We start from the raw sequence: 13,837 nt of genomic DNA, 5'->3' as shown, positions 1-13,837 counted from the left end.
CGGCTGAGAGGCGTTTAAGCCGCGCACACGGGGCACGGCGGAAACCGTGTCGTGAGGAGACGAGATGCATCCTGTACAGAAGGCCACCTCGCTGGGCATGGGGGTGCTCAGCGGCGCGCTGGCGACCCTGTTGTTCCGTCGGATGTGGAAGCTGGCCGCGGGCGAGGACGACGCGCCCGACGCCGAGGACCTCGAGCGCGACCTGACGGAGATCCTGGTCGCCGCGGCCGTGCAAGGGGCGCTGTTCGGCCTGATCAAGGCCGTCGTGCACCGGGCCAGCGCGAAGACGTTCCGGCGCAGGGCGATCCAGAGCCGGGCGAAGACCTGACGAACGCTCCCGGCCTGGACCGCGACGGGGCGGACTCTCGTACGATGAGGGCGTGCTTCGCTCCGTGTGGAACGAGCCCCCTCCCCCCAGCCCGCCCGCACGGGGCCGGCGGGACTGGGCGCTCGTAGGGGTGCTCGTACCACTCGCCCTGCTCGAAGGAGCCGTGCGGCCGGACATGCCGTGGCGGGCCGTCTCCGTGATCGTCACCGTCGGGCTGGTGCCCACGCTGCTCTGGCGCAGGTTGCTCGGCATGATCGAGCGCGCCGACCTGCTCGGCGGCACCTGCGAGGCCGGCCCGGGCCCCGTACGCGGCTGGACCGTGACCGCCGTCCTGCCCAGGGCCGGGGCGGCGACGTGAGCATTCGGGTGGTCGTCGCCGACGACCAGGAGATCGCGCGCACCGGGCTCAGGATGATCCTGGACGCCCAGCCGGACATCGAGGTCGTCGGCGAGGCCGGCGACGGGCGGCGGGCCGTCGAGCTCGCGCGGCGGTTACGTCCCGACGTGTGCCTGTTCGACATCCGCATGCCCCACCTCGACGGCATCGAGGCCACCCGCTCCGTCGCGGGGCCGGCCGTGGACGCCCCGCTGGCCGTCGTCGTCATCACCACGTTCGACCTCGACGAGTACGTCTACGCCGCGCTCAGGGCCGGCGCCCGCGGGTTCCTGCTCAAGGACGCCGGCCCCGACCTGCTCGGCCAGGCCGTACGCGCCGCCGCCAACGGCGACGCCCTCATCGCCCCGAGCGTCACCGCCCGGCTGCTCGCGGCCTTCGCCGACTCGGGACGCGGCACGCCGCCTGCGCAGCCCATCGAGGCGCTGACGGACCGCGAGGAGCAGATCCTTCTCACCGTGGCGCGCGGCCGGACGAACAGCGAGATCGCCGCCGAACTGCACATCTCGCTCAGCACCGTGAAGAGCCACGTCGCGAGCCTGATGACCAAGCTCGGCGTGCGCAACCGCGTCGAGATCGCCATGTGGGCCTACGAGACCCGCCGCGTCAAACCCTGACGGGGCGGCCTTCCCGCCGCCTCCTGCGCGCCAGGTCCTGACCGGACGGCCTGCCCGCCGCCTGCGGATGATCGTCGTGCTCTCGTGGGTCATGCCCCGATCGTGGCCGCGCGGGCGGTCACGGTTCATCGCCTGAAGGGGCCGAACCCGAGTGCCCGAACGGCTGACGGCAAGGTCGTACTTTCGGCTGTTGAGCCCTCGTGCGGGTCTGTTCACACTGACGTTCGCGGTGGTACGCGACCGGCGCCGCCTACGGCACGAGGAGCATCCCATGAAGGCTTTCGTTCTGCGCTCGTACGGCTCACCCGACGTCCTGGAGCTCCAGGAGCTCGACAAGCCGGAGCCCGGCGACGACGAGGTGCTGGTCCGGGTGCGCGCCACCTCCGTCCAGCCCTACGACTGGCATCTGATGAGAGGCGAGCCGTTCGTCGCCCGCCTGATCGGGGAACTCGGCCTGCGCAGACCGCAGATCACCATTCTGGGCGCCGACGTGGCCGGTGAGGTGGCGGCGGTGGGCAAGAACGTGACGGAGTTCAGCCCGGGCGACGAGGTGTACGCGATGCCCAAGCAGGGCGGCTTCGCCGAGTACGTCTGCGTTCCCGAGCGCGAGCTGGCGCCGAAGCCCGGGAATCTCTCGTACGAGGAGGCCGCGGCGGTGCCCCTGGCGGCCGGCACCGCCCTGCTCGCCGTGCGCGACCACGGGCAGGTGCAGCCGGGGCACAAGGTGCTCGTCAACGGGGCCTCGGGCGGCGTGGGCACGTTCGCCGTGCAGCTCGCCCGCGCGTACGGCGCGGAGGTCACCGGCGTCTGCAGCTCGCGCAACGTGGACCTGGTGCGATCGATCGGCGCGGACAAGGTCATCGACTACACCGAGCAGGACTTCACGCGGAACGGGCAGCGCTACGACGTGCTGGTCGACATCGCGGGAAGCCGCCCGGGATCGGCCTGCCGGCGGGTGCTGACCGGCAAGGGAGCGCTCGTCGCCGTCGGTGGGCAGGCGGGCCGGTGGTTGCAGCCCGCCGGGCACGTCTTCTCGGTGCTGGCCGCGGGGCCGTTCGTGTCCCAGCGGGTGTCGTCGGCGAACGTGGTGAGGTGCGAGGAGACCAAGCGGAACCTGATGACGCTGACCGAGCTCATCGAGGGCGGCAGAATCTCGCCGGTCATCGACCGGAGCTTCCCGTTCGAGCGCATCCCGGAGGCCGTCGCGTACCAGGAGACCGGGCACGCCCCGGGAAAGGTCGTCATCACGGTCGCAGACTAGGACAGCGGGGCGGGGTCGTCATCACGGTCGTGGTCCGGGACCGCGGGGGTCGTCACGGTCGTGGTCCGGGACGTGAGCCGGCGCCGTCCGGCCTTCCGCCGCGCGCTTCTCAGATCCGCTCGTCGTTGAGCCAGTCAGGAGGACCGTCGAGGTCGGTGACGATGGGACGGCTCACGATGGCGCATTCGAGGCCCGTCGCCCAGATGTGGCGTTCGAGCGCGGGAGCCTGCCCCGCGGTCGTGATGAGCGTGAGCTCCCAGCTGATCGCGTCGTGGCGGGAAGCCGGGCGTGGCGTCTCGGCTATGTCGATCGACGTGGCCAGCCCTGCGCGGAGGATGTCGTTGGCCAGCACGGCCGCCCTTTCGTGTCCCTCGATCGTCGCGCGGACCTCGATGAATTCCGCCATGGTCATCCTTTTCGGGGGTTGGAGGCCAACCCTACTGTGCCCAGGCGCGAGGTAGCTGTGCCCCAGGCAACCGTTCGGCCGTCGCTCATCCCGCGTCGCCAGAGTGTCTGTTCAGGCGACGCCGTTGGCGGGACCGGTCAGCCGAGGGCGATCCGGTCGCCCGCGTAGTCGAGGAGCCGTTCGGCCGTGGTGAAGCGGCGCTCCGGCGACCTGCCGTTCAGCAGCACCCCCACGACCCGCTCGCCCGCGCGCTCGCCCGCGAACAGCAGGCAGTATCCCGCCGCCCTCGTGTAGCCCGTCTTCACGCCCAGCACCCCGTCAGCGCGCGTGAGCAGCTTGTTGGTGTTGTGCCAGGTGTGCGCCTGGTGCACCTTCGTCTTGGCCACCTTGTGGACCGTACGGCTGACCACGGTCGTGAACGTGTCGTCCCCCAGCGCCCGCTGGGCCAGCTTCGCCTGGTCGGCGGCCGTCGAGTGGCCGCCGTTGCCCGGGGTGGGCATGCCGTCGGCGTTGGCGTAGCGGGTGTCGTCCAGGCCGAGCGAGCGGGCGGTGCGGTTCATCTTGGCGACGAAGGCGGTCTTGCCCGGGCCGTAGCGCCGCGCCAGGGCGTTGGCCGCGTCGGCGCCCGAGGGCAGCATGAGGGCGTACAGCAGGTCCCTGACCGTGAAGCGCTCGCCCTTGCGCAGGCCCGCCGTCGCGGCGCCGTTGCGTGCGGCGTACGTCACGTCGGTCGCGGAGATCCTGACCGTGTCGCTCAGCCGGGCCTCGCGCAGCACGACGTACGCGGTCATGATCTTGACGAGGCTGGCGACCGGCATCCGGCGCGTCTCGCGCTTGCCGAGGTGGATCGTCCCCGCCGAGTCGATGACATACGCCGCCTGGGCCGGCACGGCGGGCGCGTCCGCCGCCACGGCGGGGGTGGCGACCCCGACCAGCACAGTGACCACGACAGAACCCATGAAACCGGCGATACGCATGGCAATCATGGTGGCAGGAGATCAAGGGTTCGTTTGCCTGACACGACCATAGGTATGGATCAGGCACGGGTAAATCGTTGATAGATCCGATATGGCGGGGGGCGGCGGCCATGGCAGGCAGGTTCATCATCAGCAAGGACGAACGGGGCGGTTTCCGCTTCGCGCTCGTGGCGAACAACGGGCAGACGCTCGCGGTCGGCGAGGGTTTCCCGACCAAGGTGGCCTGCGTGAACGGCATCGAGACCGTACGCAGGAACGCCCCCGAGGCCGTCATCGACGACCAGAGCGCGCAGGAGAAGACCTAGGAGACCAGGGCCTCGTCCTCGGAGGCCCGGCGGCGCCGCCGGCGGCGGATCACGAGCACGGCCACGGCGGCGAAGGCCAGCACGGCCACGGCGGCCGCGGTGAGGGGCGAGGCGGCGGCCAGTTGCAGCCACCCCCACACGATCGCCGTGCCGCCGAACCACCACAGCGGCGCCCAGGTCAGGCAGCCCAGCGCGCTGGCGACGACGTACCAGGGGTAGGAGACGCGCAGCGCTCCGGCCACCCACGGCAGCGTGTGGCGCAGCATGGGCACCCAGAAACACCCGTAGACGGCCAGCGCGCCCCACTTCTCGACGACCTGCTCGATCTTCGCGATGCACTCCCGGCCCAGCTTGACGCCGACGCGGGACTCGTAGAGCTTCTCGCCGAGCTTGCGGCCGACCCAGTAGTAGACCTGGAACGCTCCGAACAGGGCGAGGATCAGGACGGCGCCGACGAGCCAGTAGGGGAGGCCGAGCCAGAAGGGCTCGGCGAAGCCGTCGGAGACGGGGGTGATCGCACGCACCATCCGCAGCCACCCCTCCCAGAGCCTTAGGTCAGCCTTACCTTAATTCAAAGCCCCGCTTACCTGCCATACCGGCTGCAAGTCTCCCGCAACGGGTGCAACCAGCCGACAAGCGGAACTCAACCGCTCTGCCTCACTCTATGGGGGAGGCAGAAGGGGTGTTGACGATGACGACGAGAAGCGCAGCCGCCCTGGCCAGCGGCACGGCGAACACGGTCAAGCTCTTCGTGGCCGCACTCGCGTTCACCAGCGCCTACGTCGGCTTGTCCGCCTACCACAACGCCAACTCGGCGACCGAGCCCGTGACGACCATCACGTTGTCGGCCCGCGAGACGCCCATCTCCGCTCCGATCGGGCAGACGGCCCCCGCCGCCAGGGCGGGGGAGGTCACCATCAGCGGCGTGCCGGACGGCGGTGCCGGCTGCGCCGGCTCGTACGTGGCCCGCAGCGTGGTCGTCAACCCCGACCCCGACCAGGCCGTGTCGTACGGCTGGCGGCTCACCCGCTGGAGTCCCGCGAGCCGGACCTGGCGCACCTACCTGGTGGACCACGACGGCTTCGCCGCCGCCGAGAGCACTGTCGAGTGGCGGCCCCACGTTTCGGGCAACACCGGGTGGTACCGCGTCGAGCTGGCCGTCGAGGGGGTCAAGACCGTCAGGAGCGAGCGTTTCCAGGTCAGCTGTTGACCGCCTGCCGCGCCGCCTCCACCCAGCGCGGCACGCCGACCCGCTCGGCCACCTCGAGAGCCTTGTGGTAGTGGTCGCGCGCGGCGTCGGGCTGCCCCAGGCGGATGGCGAGGTCGCCGAGGGTCAGCGCGACAGGCCACAGCGCCACCACGCCGGTGCCGGCGCCCGCCACCCGGTCGGCGAACGGTTTGAGCTTGTCGTAGCAGTCGACCATCCGCTCCCGGTCGTCCAGCAACATGCCGGCCAGCGCCCGCCAGGTCATCACCAGCTCGTAGAGGAAGTCGGGACGCACCGGCGGGCGCGTGGCGGCCACGGCCCTGGCCTCGTCGAGACGACCCGCCGAGGCCAGGGCGAGGGCGTAGGCGTCGAGCGTCCACTTGGCGCCCCGCAGGTGGGCCGCGGCGAGCTGGTCGACCATCCCGGCGGCCCGGCCGTCGACGAGGTGCAGGCAGAACGTCGTGATCAGCGGCAGGTCCTGGCGGCCCTCCAGCATGCCGGCCCGCTCCGTCATCCTGGCCGCGTCGCGGTAGGAGCGCCCGGCGCCGGCGTAGTCGCCGGCGATCATGAGCCGCTGGCCGGCGTACCAGACGACGACCGCGGCCGGCGCCGACAGGTCGTACTGCTTGGCCAGGCGGTCGGCGGCGGCGGCGTGCTCGTCGGCGGTCGCGAACTCGCCCCTGGCCGCCGCGCACTCCAGCAGCACCAGATGGGCCAGCGCCTGCGTGGCCATCTGGCCGGAGCGCTGGGCGACCTCCAGCAACTCCCTGCCGATGCTCTCGCGCGTGTCGACCGCGGGGATGTCGTAGGACTGGCGCAGCCGCCCGCTGAGCGCGGCCGCGATCAGCGCGGGATCGCCGCTCTGCCTGGCCAGCTCCAGCGCCTCCAGCGACGCCTGCCGGCCTCGCTCGGGGGAGGAGGAGCCCTCCAGCTCCAGGGCGAGCGTGGTCAGCAGGCTGGCCCGCAGCCGCTGCTCGCCCTCAGGCAGCTCCATGAGCGCCCGCTCGGTGACGTCGACGATCTCCCACGCGGTGCGGGTGAAGTCGCGGGCCATGCCCTTGTGCGGCACGGCCAGCGAGGCGGCCACCTTCGCGGTGATCTCGAGATCGCCCAGCGGCAGCGCGGTGTCCATGGCCTGGCGGCGCAGCACCCTGGCCGCCGACATGTCGCCGCACAACGCCAGCGCCCTGATCTGGCGCAGCATGAGCGCCAGCCGCTTCTTGGTGCGCTCCGGCGTCTGCGCGCCGCCCGGCTCGTCGTTGCGCGAACGGTCGAACGCGGCGATGGCCTGCTCCCACAGCGTGGCCGCCTCGCGGTGGGCGAAGCGCCGCTCGGCCTGCTCGGCCGCCAGCCCCGCGTAGTGGACGGCCTTCTCGGCCGCGTCGGCGAGGAAGTAGTGGTGGGCGAGCGCGGCCACGTCGGACGGAGTGCGCTCCTCGATGACCGCCGCCACGGCCGCGTGCAGCCGGGTGCGGCGCAGCCTGGACGCGTCGGAGTAGATCGTGTCACGCACCAGGTCGTGGTCGAACCTGAGCAGCCCGGGCCCCGGCTCGGTCACCAGGCCCGCCAGCAGCGCCGCCTCGACGGCCTCGATGACGGCGTCCTCGTCGCCCGCCACGGCGATGAGCACGTCGAGATCGACGTCGCGGCCGATCACGGCGGCCTGCAGCAGGATCTGCTGCGCGCCGGACGGCAGCCGCGAGATGCGCCGCCGCAGCACGTCGCGCACGCCGGAGGGCACCTGCGAGAGCACCTCGGTCGCGCTCGCCCGGTCGGCCGCGCCCTCGGAGTCGAGCAGGCGCACGGTCTCGCGGACGAAGAACGGGTTGCCGCCGGTGCGCTCGACGATCGACTCGACCGCATCGTCGTCGATCTCGCGCACGCAGGTGGCCTTGACCAGCTCGGCCACGGCCTTCGGGTCGAGCCCCGACAGGCCCACGCGGACCGGGCCGAGCCGGGCCAGGGCGGCCAGCACGTCGGACTGGCGGTCGTCGAGCTCGCTCTCCCTGCACGTCACCACGAGCAGCACCCGGCTGGTGGCCAGCAGACTGGGCAGCGCCCGCAGCAGGGCCAGCGTCTGGTCGTCGGCCCAGTGGAGGTCTTCGAGCGTCAGCAGCACGGGCGACCTGCGCGCGACCCCCGCCAGGTAGCCGCCGACAGCGCGGTGCAGCCGGAAACCGCCGGACACCTCGTCCTCGTCGGGGTCGGGGGCGGCGTCGTCGAGCAGCGGCGCGAGCAGCTGGGCGTATTCGCCCGCGCCCGTCATGCCGATGAGGGTGCGCAGGATCTCGACCCACGCCCAGCCGGGCGGGGTGGCGCTGGAGTCGGGGCAGGCCCCGGACGCGGCGATCCAGCCGTCGCCGGCCAGCCGGGTCGCCACCTGGCGCAGCAGGGTGGTCTTGCCCGCGCCGGCGACCCCGGTCACGATCGCGACCTGGAACCTGCCGGTGCGGGAGGCCGCCGTGGTCAGCCTGGTCAGCTCGGCGTCGCGGCCGACGAACGGCTCGGGCTCCAGCGGCGGCGGGTCGACGGGCGTGGCCGGCCGGGGCGGCCAGGTGTCGGTGACCGGCGTCGGCCGCGCGGGCCGCGCCGGAGCGGCCAGCTCCAGCTCGGGCGACTGGGCCAGGATGTCGGACTCCAGCTTGCGCAGCGCCGGCCCTGGGTCGATGCCCAGCTCGTCGGCCAGGATGTTGCGCGCCCTGCGCAGCGCGGCCAGCGCGTCGCCCTGCCGGCCGCAGCGGTAGAGGCCGAGCGCCAGCAGCCGCCAGCCCTCCTCGCGCAGCGGATGCTCGGTGGTCAGCGCCTCGAGGTCGGGCACGGTCTCTGCGTGCATGCCGAGCCGCAGGCCGGTGTCGGCGTGCCGCTCGCGCGCTACGAGGCGCAGCTCGGTCAGCCGGTTGACCTCGGCCTCCGCCCACGGCTGGTCGGCGAAGTCGGAGTAGGGGGTGCCGCGCCACAGGCCCAGCGCCTTTTCCAGGCGGCCGCGGGCGGCCTGCGGATCGCCCTCGTCGAGGTGCTCGCCGGCCGCGCGTACGAGCTGCTCGAACCTGAGCGCGTCGACCTGGTCGGAGGCCACGCGTAGCGCGTAACCTGACGCGACCGTCACCAGCAGCCGGTTGGGGCCGCCGCGAGGGCGGCCGGGCTCCAGCACCCTGCGCAGGCGCGAGATGTAGACCTGCAGGCCCGACTGCGCACCCTTGGCCGCATCGTCGTCCCACAAGTCGTAAAGAAGCGTGTCAACGGGCACGACCTGGCCTCTGGCCACGAGGAGCCGGGCGAGGACGGCCCGCTGCCGCAACCCGCCGAGGTCGAGTTCGTCGTCGTGTTCGTACGCCTCGACTGGCCCCAGAACTCGGAACGCCACCATGTCAGCCGCCACGCTATGCGGGCCTGCGAATCACGCACAAGGTCTTTGTTGGGTTTGGGATTGTCACTGATCTACCTCGGCATGGAAACCGCGTCCCCCCGGTGCGGTGAGTCGTTGCAGGGTGCCAGGACATGGTGTTCACCTCTTGGTCGTGGTGCAGTGACCTGGAGCGCCTGCCGTCGGCCGCCGGGAGCGGCGGACGGCTCGTTCCAGGTCGGGGAACTCGCGGAACTCGGGGTAGTCGGGGAACATCGTCGGCCCAGGGGGCCGGAGCGGTGGTCAAGAGGGGGCCTTCGAGATCGTGGACGGGGGCTCCGCCTCGGCGTCTCGGCCGTTGCGCCTGCGCAGGAGCGCCCATGCGCCCAGTGCCAGGCCGCCGAACGGGATCTCGATAGTGTAAGTCCAGAAGCCGAAAAGCAGTGCGGTCGCGATCGCGGGAGTGCCCGGCACCCCGAACGCGATCAGCAGGGCGGCCACGCCGCTCTCCATGATCCCCGCGCCGCTGGGCGTGATCAGGGCGCTGGTCAGGACCCTCGACAGCGCGAAAACGGCGATCGACTCGGCCAGGCCGGGCCAGGCGCCGGTGGCCTGCATGCAGGCGGCCATGATCGCCCACTGGAATCCGAGGAAGAAGATCATGCCGAGCGACAGGCCGGGCCACCGGGTTCTGACGACCCCGGCGGTGTCGGCTCGCAGCCGGTGGAAGGCCGCGGCGGCGTGGAACTTCACCCGCAACAGTTTGGTGAGGCCGTCGAGCGCCCGGCCGAGCAGCGTGGCGGCGCGCTCCCAGTAGAGTGCCGCGGCCACGACCGCGCAGAGCACGAGGATGGAGATCGCGCCCGTCCAGCCCGCCTTGGCGACGGTCGCGTTGGGCGCCTCATCCGCAATCAGCAGCGCGATGATCCCGACGGCCGGCAGGACGAACCTGAACAACGTGTTCCAGATGCCGCTGACCAGCGTCATGACCACGAAAGAGCGGTTGGAGAAACCCCATCCCTTCGTCATGGCGAACGACACCGCCACGCCGACCGCCCCACCGAAGGGCAGGAGGTTGCTCACCGCGCTGCCCGCGGCGTTGAGCGTGAGGCCCTGCAGGTTGTTCAGCCCCGGCAGGGAGTTGGTCAGCACGAACGTGTAGGCCAGCAGGCTCAGCAGCCACAGCACGGCCATGATCGCGATCTCACCCGCGCCGAGCGCGCCGAACACGGCGCCGATCTCGGCCCAGGAGACGGGCTTGCCGGTGAGCGCGCGCACGATCTGAGGCAGGTAGACCACGAGCAGCACGGCCAGCCCGAGCGACAGGGCGGACAGGGCGATCTGGAGCCACTTGTTCTTCATCGGGGTCCAGTCTGACGGGTGACGCGGTGGCGCTCGTCGTTCGGGGGAACTAGTTCGGCCACCGGTCGAACGGATGAGTGAGACGGGCGCCAGGAGGGAGGTCACGGCGAACGTACCACTCCGTGCCGAAGACGAGGCGGTAGAGAGGGCGGGGGACCTTCAGCATGACGGCGAGGGTGCGGTCGCTGTCGCCGCCGCTGGCCTGCGAGGCGTGCGCGGCCATGGACGCCCGCTTCTGCTTCGCATATTTCCGGACACTGACGCGGTGGGTGATCGTCTCGCTCGCCGAGTACGCGCTCTCGAACGTCCGCACGTCGAACTCCGGCGGGAACCGGTAGAACCGGCTCGCCAGCCGCAGCAGCCTGACGAGCGGATCGCGGTTGACCGTCGCCTCCAGGACGATCGGCGTGCCCGCGATCTCCGACGCCCGCTTGCCCACCCGGTGCACCTGCACGTGGTCGGGGTGGCCGTAGCCGCCCGCCGGGTCGTAGATCGCCAGCAGCTCGGCCTCCTCCTCCTGCAGGATCGCGGTCAGCGCCTTGGCCGCCTCCTCGGTGTCGGCGTCGATGAAGGCGTTGTCGGGCCGCTCGTCGGCGCTGCCGCCCTGAGGGCTCAGCCCCGAGTCACCGTAGCCCAGGCATTCCACGCGGGCGCAGCCGAGCAGCGCGGCCGACGTGTAGAGCTCCTTGAGCCTGGTCTCGCCGAGCGCCTCTCCCGGCTCCATCTCGGCCAGGCCGCGCTCGCCGGCCGTGGCCACCACGAGCACCACGCGGTGCCCCTCGGCCGCGAGCATCGCCATGGTGCCCGCCGTCAGCAGGGCCTCGTCATCGGGGTGGGCATGAAAGAACACAGCGGTACGTGGAGGCACACGCCCAGATTAGTCTGGGAGGGGTGCGGATCTTTCACGTGAGCGACTGTTACCTGCCGCGACTCGGGGGGATCGAGGTCCAGGTCGCCGATCTCGTGCGCATGCAGCGCGAGGCCGGCCACGACGTCTCCGTGGCCACGGCGACCAGGGGCGAGCCGCTGCCGGGTGTGCACAGGATCGTCGCCAGGATGCCGTTCGATCTTCCCGTGCACCCGTTCGGAGTGGGGCATCTCACGCGCCGGCTCGCCTCGGTCCGGCCTGACGTGGTCCACGTGCACGCGGGTGCGGTCTCGCCGTTCGCCTGGATGGGCGCGCGGGCCGCCGTGCGTGCCGGAGTGCCGTGCGTGGTGACCGTGCACAGCATGTGGGATCCGGTCACGCGGGGGCTCTACCGGCTGCTGCGGCTCGTGTTCGGCTGGCAGCGGTGGCGGCTGGTGGCGACCACGGTCAGCAACGCCGCCGCGGTCCCCATCCGCGACGTGGCGGGGCCCGGGCTCCGGGTGCGCGTCGTCCACAACGGGCTCGACCTGTCGGGCTGGGCGCCGCCGCCCGGCCCGCCCGTCCGGCGCGGCGGGGCGCACCCCGAAGTTCACCCCGAAGTTCACATCGTCGCGGTCGGCCGGCTGGCTCCGCGCAAGCATCCCGTACGCCTGCTGAAGCTGCTGCAGGCGGCCCGCGCGCGTGTCCCTGCCGAGATCCCCATGCGGGCCACGATCGTCGGCGAAGGGCCCGCACGAGGCCGGATGGGACGGTTCCTCGCCCAACACGGCATGACCGGCTGGGTCTCGCTGCCGGGGCGGCACACCCGGGAGCAGATCGCCAAGGTCCTGGAGTCGGCCGACGTCTTCGTGGCTCCGGCGCCGCGCGAGTCGTTCGGCATCGCGGCGCTCGAAGCGCGGGCGGCGGGGCTGCCCGTGGTGGCCAGGGCACAGAGCGGGGTCGCCGACTTCGTCAAGGACGGCACGGAGGGGCTGCTCGGGCGCACGCCGGGCGACCTGGCACGGGCGGTGGCGCGGTTGTGCTCCGACCCCGGGTTGCGTGAGTCCATCGCGGCGCACAACCGCGCCACGCCGCCCGCCGCGGGCTCGTGGCCGGCCGTGATCGAGGGCTTCGACCAGGCGTACGCGCAGGCGAGATCCGTGAGCCGCCCCCGTGAGCGGCGCGGTCGGTCACGCCGCGACACCAAGGGCGAGGTGCGTGAGCCGCCCCTGTGAGCGGCGGGGTCAGTCGCGCCGCAACACCACGTAGCCGTCGCGCTCGAACACCTTCACATAACCCTGGGCCTCCAGCTCGCCGACCGCGGCGAGTTGCTGCTCGGGCGAGCCGAAGGGGAACTCCCAGCGCGAGGTGTCGGCCACCACCCACGGCGCGCCGTGCGACGTGGCGCCCCACAACAGGACGGTGGTCCTGGAGGTCAGCGCGGGACCGACGGAGTTGGCCGCCTCGACGACGACCCCCGAGGGCACCTTGGCGACGGCCTCGGCCGCGGCAGCCGCCTTGGGCTCGGTGTAGAAGCCCGGATGGTAGAGCTGGTCGAGGGCGAACCGCGGCACCAGGGTGAGCGCGACCACACAGGCGCCCGCCGCCCAGGCCAGCTTGAGCGAGCGGTCGCCGGGGCGTCTGACCAGCCGTGACAACCTCGACAGCCCGTCGACGCCCGCGCAGAGCAGGATAACCACGGTGAACGCGCTGTAGTGGAAGTCCGCCTGCCACCACTGGGGCCGGTCGGCCAGCATGCGGACGAGCACGTGCGGCAGCGCGACCAGCGACAACGGGGAGAGCAGGCACAGCAGCAACGTCGGCCACACCATCAGGACCAGGGTGTCGACCTTGGCCTCCTCGCTGAAGGCGAGCAGCACCGCGGCGAGGGGGTCACGCAGGATGCCCAGGACGGCGCCGGGAAGGTCGTCCCCGAGATGCCCGTAGGCCCAGTAGTCCTTGGCGTCGCCGCCGAAGACCGAGATCGTCAGCCCGCGTACGAGCAGCACGGCGCCGAGGCCGAGCAGCGCGCTGAGCACGCCGCGCCACCGGTCGCCGAGAGCGACCAGGCAGGCCCCCGCGCCGATCACCATGAGCCCCATGTCCTCCTTGACGAGGAGGAGGGCGGCCATCGCCAGGAACGCGGGCAGCATGCGCCCCGCGTGGTAACGCTCGATCATGATCGCGGTGAGCACGGGGACGAACATGGCCTCGTGCACGTCGAACGCGACCGCCTGCGCCACCGGCCACGACAGCGCGTACGCCAGGCCGGCCAGGTAGGCGGGCCAGTTGCCGAGGACGCGCCGGGTGAACAGCCAGATGAACGGGATGGCGGCGGCGAACAGCACCGCCTGCGCGACGATCAGCGTCTCAGGGCCGTCGTGGATCCAGTAGAACGGCGCCAGCACCGCGTAGATGGGCGAGAAGTGGTCGGCGAGCTGGACGTAGTCCATGCCCCGGTCGCCGAACATGCCGCGCACCGGGATGTACGGAGGCCGCAGGCCCGCGTAGTTGCGCACCGCCTGGTCCACGATCACCAGGTCGAACGTGGTGGCCCGGAAGGTGGCGAGCTTGACCAGGCCGAGAACGGCGTAGGCCACCGCGGCGGCGAGCGCGGCGGCGCCCACCCGCACGCGGTGGCCCGGCAGTCGGCTCTTCCATGACGGGGCGTCGGCACCGCCGGCCCCCACCGGCGTGGCAAGCGTCTGTCCCGTCACGGGAAGCAAGACTAGAACGGATCCGCCCGAACCGGGCACGGCCGTCGCCCCGTCCCGTCCCCCACGGGCGGAG

Annotated in this window: 14 protein-coding genes; 7 read left to right on the top strand and 7 right to left on the bottom strand. The window is 72.0% G+C overall.

Annotated elements, in window-relative coordinates:
* The first annotated feature begins 64 nt into the window (after positions 1 to 64).
* From E1294_RS06355 to E1294_RS06335, 4 genes are all read left to right on the top strand, one after another.
* Positions 65 to 328: a DUF4235 domain-containing protein gene (locus E1294_RS06355; RefSeq protein ID WP_132505604.1), complete on the top strand. Its 264-nt coding sequence runs from the start codon at positions 65 to 67 to the stop codon at positions 326 to 328.
* Positions 329 to 380: 52 nt separating this feature from the next.
* The gene (locus E1294_RS55535) at positions 381 to 686 is read left to right on the top strand and encodes an ATP-binding protein (protein WP_246082847.1); all 306 of its coding nucleotides are present in this window, start codon (positions 381 to 383) and stop codon (positions 684 to 686) included.
* On the top strand, positions 683 to 1,339 hold the full coding sequence (locus E1294_RS06340; protein ID WP_132505601.1) for a response regulator: 657 nt from the start codon (positions 683 to 685) through the stop codon (positions 1,337 to 1,339). The genes E1294_RS55535 and E1294_RS06340 overlap by 4 nt, the downstream gene beginning before the upstream one ends.
* 271 nt (positions 1,340 to 1,610) lie before the next feature.
* The gene (locus tag E1294_RS06335; RefSeq protein WP_132505598.1) at positions 1,611 to 2,600 is read left to right on the top strand and encodes an NAD(P)-dependent alcohol dehydrogenase; all 990 of its coding nucleotides are present in this window, start codon (positions 1,611 to 1,613) and stop codon (positions 2,598 to 2,600) included.
* Between the two features lie 109 nt (positions 2,601 to 2,709).
* On the opposite strand, the gene E1294_RS06330 is transcribed toward E1294_RS06335, so the two are convergent.
* Together E1294_RS06330 and E1294_RS06325 are read right to left on the bottom strand one after the other, a co-directional pair.
* Entirely contained in the window at positions 2,710 to 3,006 is a 297-nt protein-coding gene (locus tag E1294_RS06330) for a hypothetical protein (protein ID WP_132505595.1), read from the bottom strand.
* 137 nt (positions 3,007 to 3,143) lie between these two features.
* Positions 3,144 to 3,983, bottom strand: coding sequence for a D-alanyl-D-alanine carboxypeptidase family protein (locus E1294_RS06325; RefSeq protein WP_246082846.1), 840 nt, complete (start codon positions 3,981 to 3,983; stop codon positions 3,144 to 3,146).
* Positions 3,984 to 4,093: 110 nt separating this feature from the next.
* Here E1294_RS06325 and E1294_RS06320 point away from each other — a divergent pair, with 110 nt between their 5' ends.
* Positions 4,094 to 4,288, top strand: a complete 195-nt coding sequence (locus tag E1294_RS06320) for a YegP family protein (protein ID WP_132505592.1) — start codon at positions 4,094 to 4,096, stop codon at positions 4,286 to 4,288.
* On the opposite strand, the gene E1294_RS06315 is transcribed toward E1294_RS06320, so the two are convergent.
* Positions 4,285 to 4,815 carry a DedA family protein gene (locus tag E1294_RS06315; protein ID WP_132505589.1) on the bottom strand — a complete coding sequence of 177 codons (531 nt, stop codon included), beginning with the start codon at positions 4,813 to 4,815 and terminating at the stop codon, positions 4,285 to 4,287. The genes E1294_RS06320 and E1294_RS06315 overlap by 4 nt on opposite strands.
* 164 nt (positions 4,816 to 4,979) lie before the next feature.
* On the opposite strand from E1294_RS06315, the gene E1294_RS06310 reads away from it, so the two are divergent.
* Positions 4,980 to 5,498, top strand: coding sequence for a hypothetical protein (locus tag E1294_RS06310; RefSeq protein WP_132505586.1), 519 nt, complete (start codon positions 4,980 to 4,982; stop codon positions 5,496 to 5,498).
* Here the strand turns inward: E1294_RS06310 and E1294_RS06305 are convergent.
* The 3 genes from E1294_RS06305 to E1294_RS06295 all read right to left on the bottom strand — a co-directional run bounded on the left by E1294_RS06305 (position 5,488) and on the right by E1294_RS06295 (position 11,068).
* On the bottom strand, positions 5,488 to 8,862 hold the full coding sequence (locus E1294_RS06305) for an ATP-binding protein (protein ID WP_132505583.1): 3,375 nt from the start codon (positions 8,860 to 8,862) through the stop codon (positions 5,488 to 5,490). The two genes, E1294_RS06310 and E1294_RS06305, sit on opposite strands and share 11 nt — an antisense overlap.
* A gap of 279 nt (positions 8,863 to 9,141) precedes the next feature.
* Positions 9,142 to 10,200 carry a lysylphosphatidylglycerol synthase domain-containing protein gene (locus E1294_RS06300; protein ID WP_132505580.1) on the bottom strand — a complete coding sequence of 353 codons (1,059 nt, stop codon included), beginning with the start codon at positions 10,198 to 10,200 and terminating at the stop codon, positions 9,142 to 9,144.
* Positions 10,201 to 10,249: 49 nt separating this feature from the next.
* On the bottom strand, positions 10,250 to 11,068 hold the full coding sequence (locus E1294_RS06295) for a PIG-L deacetylase family protein (RefSeq protein WP_246082845.1): 819 nt from the start codon (positions 11,066 to 11,068) through the stop codon (positions 10,250 to 10,252).
* Positions 11,069 to 11,091: 23 nt separating this feature from the next.
* Between E1294_RS06295 and E1294_RS06290 the strand changes: the two genes are divergently transcribed.
* A complete protein-coding gene (locus E1294_RS06290) occupies positions 11,092 to 12,282 on the top strand; it encodes a glycosyltransferase family 4 protein (protein WP_165977121.1) in 1,191 nt (396 codons plus the stop codon).
* A 9-nt stretch (positions 12,283 to 12,291) separates the two neighbouring features.
* On the opposite strand, the gene E1294_RS06285 is transcribed toward E1294_RS06290, so the two are convergent.
* Entirely contained in the window at positions 12,292 to 13,764 is a 1,473-nt protein-coding gene (locus E1294_RS06285) for a DUF2079 domain-containing protein (protein WP_246082844.1), read from the bottom strand.
* Positions 13,765 to 13,837 lie beyond the last annotated feature (73 nt).

The sequence above is a fragment of the Nonomuraea diastatica genome, assembly GCF_004349015.1.
Classification (GTDB): domain Bacteria; phylum Actinomycetota; class Actinomycetes; order Streptosporangiales; family Streptosporangiaceae; genus Nonomuraea; species Nonomuraea diastatica.
This window is presented reverse-complemented; position numbering and strand designations above follow the sequence as displayed.

Coding starts and splice junctions, on each gene's coding strand:
- E1294_RS06305 (WP_132505583.1), bottom strand. CDS start 8,862: ATGGTGGCGTTCCGAGTTCTGGGGCCAGTCGAGGCGTACGAACACGAC.
- E1294_RS06335 (WP_132505598.1), top strand. CDS start 1,611: ATGAAGGCTTTCGTTCTGCGCTCGTACGGCTCACCCGACGTCCTGGAG.
- E1294_RS06325 (WP_246082846.1), bottom strand. CDS start 3,983: ATGCGTATCGCCGGTTTCATGGGTTCTGTCGTGGTCACTGTGCTGGTC.
- E1294_RS06320 (WP_132505592.1), top strand. CDS start 4,094: ATGGCAGGCAGGTTCATCATCAGCAAGGACGAACGGGGCGGTTTCCGC.
- E1294_RS06330 (WP_132505595.1), bottom strand. CDS start 3,006: ATGGCGGAATTCATCGAGGTCCGCGCGACGATCGAGGGACACGAAAGG.
- E1294_RS06355 (WP_132505604.1), top strand. CDS start 65: ATGCATCCTGTACAGAAGGCCACCTCGCTGGGCATGGGGGTGCTCAGC.
- E1294_RS06300 (WP_132505580.1), bottom strand. CDS start 10,200: ATGAAGAACAAGTGGCTCCAGATCGCCCTGTCCGCCCTGTCGCTCGGG.
- E1294_RS06315 (WP_132505589.1), bottom strand. CDS start 4,815: ATGGTGCGTGCGATCACCCCCGTCTCCGACGGCTTCGCCGAGCCCTTC.
- E1294_RS06310 (WP_132505586.1), top strand. CDS start 4,980: ATGACGACGAGAAGCGCAGCCGCCCTGGCCAGCGGCACGGCGAACACG.